This window comes from Rhodoblastus sp. (genome assembly GCF_052145335.1).
In the GTDB taxonomy this organism is placed as follows: domain Bacteria; phylum Pseudomonadota; class Alphaproteobacteria; order Rhizobiales; family Beijerinckiaceae; genus Rhodoblastus.
Map to the genome: position 1 here is coordinate 1 of NZ_JBKQOU010000092.1, position 3,895 is coordinate 3,895.

General features: G+C 62.2%; 4 protein-coding genes and 1 tRNA gene. 4 read left to right on the top strand and 1 reads right to left on the bottom strand.

Translation table 11 applies throughout. The features are described 5' to 3' along the window. On the bottom strand, window positions 1-636 hold a 636-nt coding region (locus ACLP2E_RS06970), incomplete at its 3' end, for a hypothetical protein (protein WP_442465502.1). Window positions 637-766: 130 nt separating this feature from the next. On the opposite strand from ACLP2E_RS06970, the gene ACLP2E_RS06975 reads away from it, so the two are divergent. The 4 genes from ACLP2E_RS06975 to ACLP2E_RS06990 form a co-directional block, all read left to right on the top strand. Beyond that, a tRNA-Ser gene (locus ACLP2E_RS06975) sits at window positions 767-856 on the top strand. A 247-nt stretch (window positions 857-1,103) separates the two neighbouring features. Beyond that, the gene (locus tag ACLP2E_RS06980; RefSeq protein ID WP_442464491.1) at window positions 1,104-1,691 is read left to right on the top strand and encodes a hypothetical protein; all 588 of its coding nucleotides are present in this window, start codon (window positions 1,104-1,106) and stop codon (window positions 1,689-1,691) included. A gap of 88 nt (window positions 1,692-1,779) precedes the next feature. Next, window positions 1,780-3,048 carry a glycerate kinase type-2 family protein gene (locus ACLP2E_RS06985; RefSeq protein ID WP_442464492.1) on the top strand — a complete coding sequence of 423 codons (1,269 nt, stop codon included), beginning with the start codon at window positions 1,780-1,782 and terminating at the stop codon, window positions 3,046-3,048. Between the two features lie 51 nt (window positions 3,049-3,099). Further along, a partial coding sequence (locus ACLP2E_RS06990) for an FAD-binding protein (RefSeq protein WP_442465503.1) occupies window positions 3,100-3,895 on the top strand: 796 nt, incomplete at its 3' end.

Genomic DNA, 3,895 nt, shown 5'->3' on the forward strand with positions numbered 1-3,895 from the left:
TCTCTTGACTATTTTGTATTGCTCGACGAACTGCCTTTGTCGTTGTGGCGCTGCCGTGAAGAATCTGCCCCATAGCGCATCCCTCCATTCGGGAGATAGGATTGCACCATCAAACTCTGGGATCAAAGATGTAGTGTAGGCCTCAATCACTTCGGCATCTATGTCTCGAACTTTGGTCAGGGCGCGGCGAGCCTGATAGGCCGCTTGGAATTGAGGCTGTGTTTGCGCCCATTCCGTATAATCCAGTTTTGGACGCTTACGGTTCGGCTCGGTTGAGACGGAGCCATCAGGGGCGATAGTAATTATCTCCAGTTCGGTCGCAACGATCTGGGTTTCATCCGCCAGAACTTGACGCCCCGGCTCCTTCAGCCAGACGGCCCGCATGTTCGCCCAATGGTTAACGTCGTCGTTCCGGGCCGTGTGATAGAGCAATAATTCCTTGTGGTCAGCGATGAAGGGAGCTGCCTTGGCTTCCGCCTCAACGAGAGTGGTGACTCCGAGGCTCTTTGCCCGTTCCTTCGGCCATTTAACCTTCCCGTAGAGGTCGCAGGCGGATTCCTGAAGTGCGGGCGGATATTGGAACCGAACCCAATAAACATCGCCCCGTTTTTTGAGATAGCTATCGCCCCTTGCCATTGACCGAATCCCTGTGTATCTACCGCCTCGCCCGTCAAGCTGGGCTCCCCCATAGGGACACCCGATAGGGACAGTTTTAGGGACAGTCCACTCTGTTTCTAAGGCATTGAACAATAAGCAAAACCTCTGCGGAGAGGTGGCAGAGTGGTCGAATGCACCGCACTCGAAATGCGGCATACGGGCAACCGTATCGGGGGTTCGAATCCCTCCCTCTCCGCCATGCACTCAAAATCCAGCGCCGCTTGAGCTTCCCGCGCCTGCGGCGCCAAGCCGGAATTTGGCTCGGCTTAAGTGGCCGCATTCGCCACTGCATTTCCGGCGAAGGCCGAGGTCGGATTACTCGGACGCATCGCTCACGGCAGAAAGGCCCAGACCGCCATCCCGCCAAGATAAAGGTCTCGCCGCGGCGCCGGTTTTGCTTGTCCCGCGGCGCGAACGACAATGTGGCAGAAAAGGGAATGCGTGTCATGGAGAAGACCACGCTCGCCTCTTTCAGGTTTCCGCGCCGCCTGACCGAGACGCCGAAGAACGAATATGCGCCGCAGGAACTCGTCGACTTTCTCAAGACCGACCCGTCCTATTTCCATCAATCCTTCCGCAGGAAGTTCAAGCCCAGGCCGGCTGCCGCCGAGGAAGGCGACATAGTGACCGGCGAGCCCCTGCGCGCCCATACGCTCGACGTTGTCTCGAAGACCCGGAGCGCGCAAGGACTTCTGGAGGCGATGGCGGCAATCGCCGATTTTCACAAGCTCGTCGTCCGCGAAAACGTCGACCACTGGGAGGCGATCGAACCGGACTTTGTGCGCTGGCGCGATTTTCCCGGCGCTTATGTGCTCTGGACAGCAAGAATCGTCCGTTCCCCGGCCGGGGCGGGCGGCGACGATCAGCCGGCGCGTTTACGCGTGGTCCGTCAACTCGTCGCCAGCGAAAAGGCGCTCGACGCCGTCGCGGGCGCGCTCGAATTGTTTCCGCAGGTCCGCATCGACGGCGACGACATGATCGTCTCGTACATCGCCGGCAAAACGCGGCGTCCGGCGCTCGCCGACGGGCAATGAAGCCAGAGTTAAAGCCCGGCCTCGCCCTCCCGATAAAAAAATGAAATGATCGGACGAGCGGAAAAATCCGCCGGGGAGGATTTGCGCCATGAACGAGCGCGCGTTTTTGCGGGCCATGTTCGACGCGGCGGTAGCTGCGGCCAACCCCGCCATAGTCGTGCCCCCCCATTTACCCCCTCCGCCCAAAGGGCGCACCATCGTCGTCGGCGCCGGCAAGGCGGCGGCCTCGATGGCGGCGGCGGTTGACGCTCATTGGCCTGCGAATCGGTCCCTGACAGGGCTCGTGGTCACGCGTTACGGCTACGGCGTCGGTCCGCTGCGCCGGATCGAGGTCGTCGAGGCCAGCCATCCTGTTCCCGATGCGGCGGGTGTCGGGGCCGCGCAAAAGATTCTGGATCTGGTGCATGGCCTCGGCCCGGACGATCTCGTTCTCTGCCTGATTTCGGGAGGCGGCTCTGCGCTGCTTTCGCTTCCGGCGCCGGGCGTCAGTCTGGCCGACAAGCAGGCGATCAATCGCGCCTTGCTGAAAAGCGGCGCGAACATCGACGACATGAATTGCGTGCGTAAACATCTTTCGGCGATCAAGGGCGGCCGGCTCGCCGCCGCCGCCGCGCCGGCGCAGGTGGTTTCGCTGATCATTTCGGATGTTCCAGGCGACGATCCATCGGTGATCGCCTCCGGTCCGACCGTCCCCGACGCCAGCACCCTTGCCGAGGCGAGGGCGGTGCTGAAGCGTTACGCCATCGCGGCGCCGCCGTCGGCGCTGGAGCGTCTGAACGATGAAGCGGCGGAAACGCCGAAGCCCGGAGACCTTGTTTTTGCGCGTAGTTCGATCCGTATGATCGCCACCCCTCAGGCCTCGCTCGAAGCCGCCGCCGAGGTCGCGCGCCAGGCCGGATTTCAGCCTTTGATCCTTGGCGACGCGCTGGAAGGCGAGGCGGCGGAAGTCGGCCGTGTGATGAGCGGAATCGCGCGCCAGGTCGTCGTCCATGGCCAGCCCGCGCCGGCGCCCTGTGTATTGATCTCGGGCGGCGAAACCACAGTCACGGTTCGCGGCCAGGGCCGCGGCGGCCGCAATGTCGAGTTTCTTCTTTCCCTTGCCGTCGAACTTAATGGTTTGGAGCGGGTCTATGCAATTGCGGGCGACACCGACGGCGTCGACGGCGCCGAAGAGGTCGCCGGCGCCATTGTCACGCCCGATACGCTTTTCCGCGCCGCTGTTCTTGGCGTTGGCGCCAAGGAAAGCCTTGCGGACAATGACGGCCATGGATTTTTCGAGGCGCTGGGGGATCAGGTGATCACCGGCCCCACCCTCACCAACGTCAATGATTTTCGCGCGATTCTGATCAACGCTTGAAAGGAAGGCCAGTATGAAACGCCACCAAGCCAGTATCGGGATGACTGCTCCATGATCACGATGCCGCTGCCCGACCAGGCGGTGTTGGCGCGTCGCGGGGAAATCGTCGCGGCGCTGAGAAAGATCGTCCCCGGCGAAGGCGTAATCGACGCCGAGCACGAGCGCCGCGCCTTCGAATGCGACGGGCTGACCGCCTATCGGCAATTGCCGATGGTGGTGGTGCTGCCCGAGACGACCGCGCAGGTTGTAGAAGTGCTGCGCTATTGCTCGGCGCATGATGTCAAGGTAGTGCCGCGCGGCGCCGGCACCTCGCTTTCGGGCGGCGCCCTGCCGCTGGAGGACGGCGTGCTGCTCGGAATGGGCAAGTTCAAGCGCATTCTCGACATTGACATCACCAATCGCTGCGCCGTCGTTCAGCCGGGGGTGACCAATCTCGCCATCACCCACGCCGTGCAAAGCCACGGCCTTTATTATGCGCCCGATCCCTCCAGCCAGATCGCCTGCACCATCGGCGGCAATGTCGCGGAAAATTCCGGCGGCGTGCATTGCCTCAAATACGGCGTCACCACCAACAACGTGCATGGCTGCGAACTGGTACTTATGAACGGCGAGGTCGTGCGGCTCGGTGGCAGTCACATGGATTCTGCCGGTTACGATCTCCTGGGCGTCGTTACCGGCTCGGAGGGACTGCTGGGCATTATCACCGAGGTGACGGTGCGCATTCTGAAGAAGGCGGAGTCCGCGCGCGCAGCCCTCATCGGCTTTGCCGCGTCGGAGGACTGCGGCGAATGTGTTGCGCGTATCATCGGCGCCGGCATCATTCCCGCCGGCATGGAGATGATGGACC

What these genes read in the sequence shown, in the direction of transcription:
- ACLP2E_RS06980 (WP_442464491.1), top strand. Translation starts at nt 1,104, where the DNA reads ATGGAGAAGACCACGCTCGCCTCTTTCAGGTTTCCGCGCCGCCTGACC.
- ACLP2E_RS06985 (WP_442464492.1), top strand. Translation starts at nt 1,780, where the DNA reads ATGAACGAGCGCGCGTTTTTGCGGGCCATGTTCGACGCGGCGGTAGCT.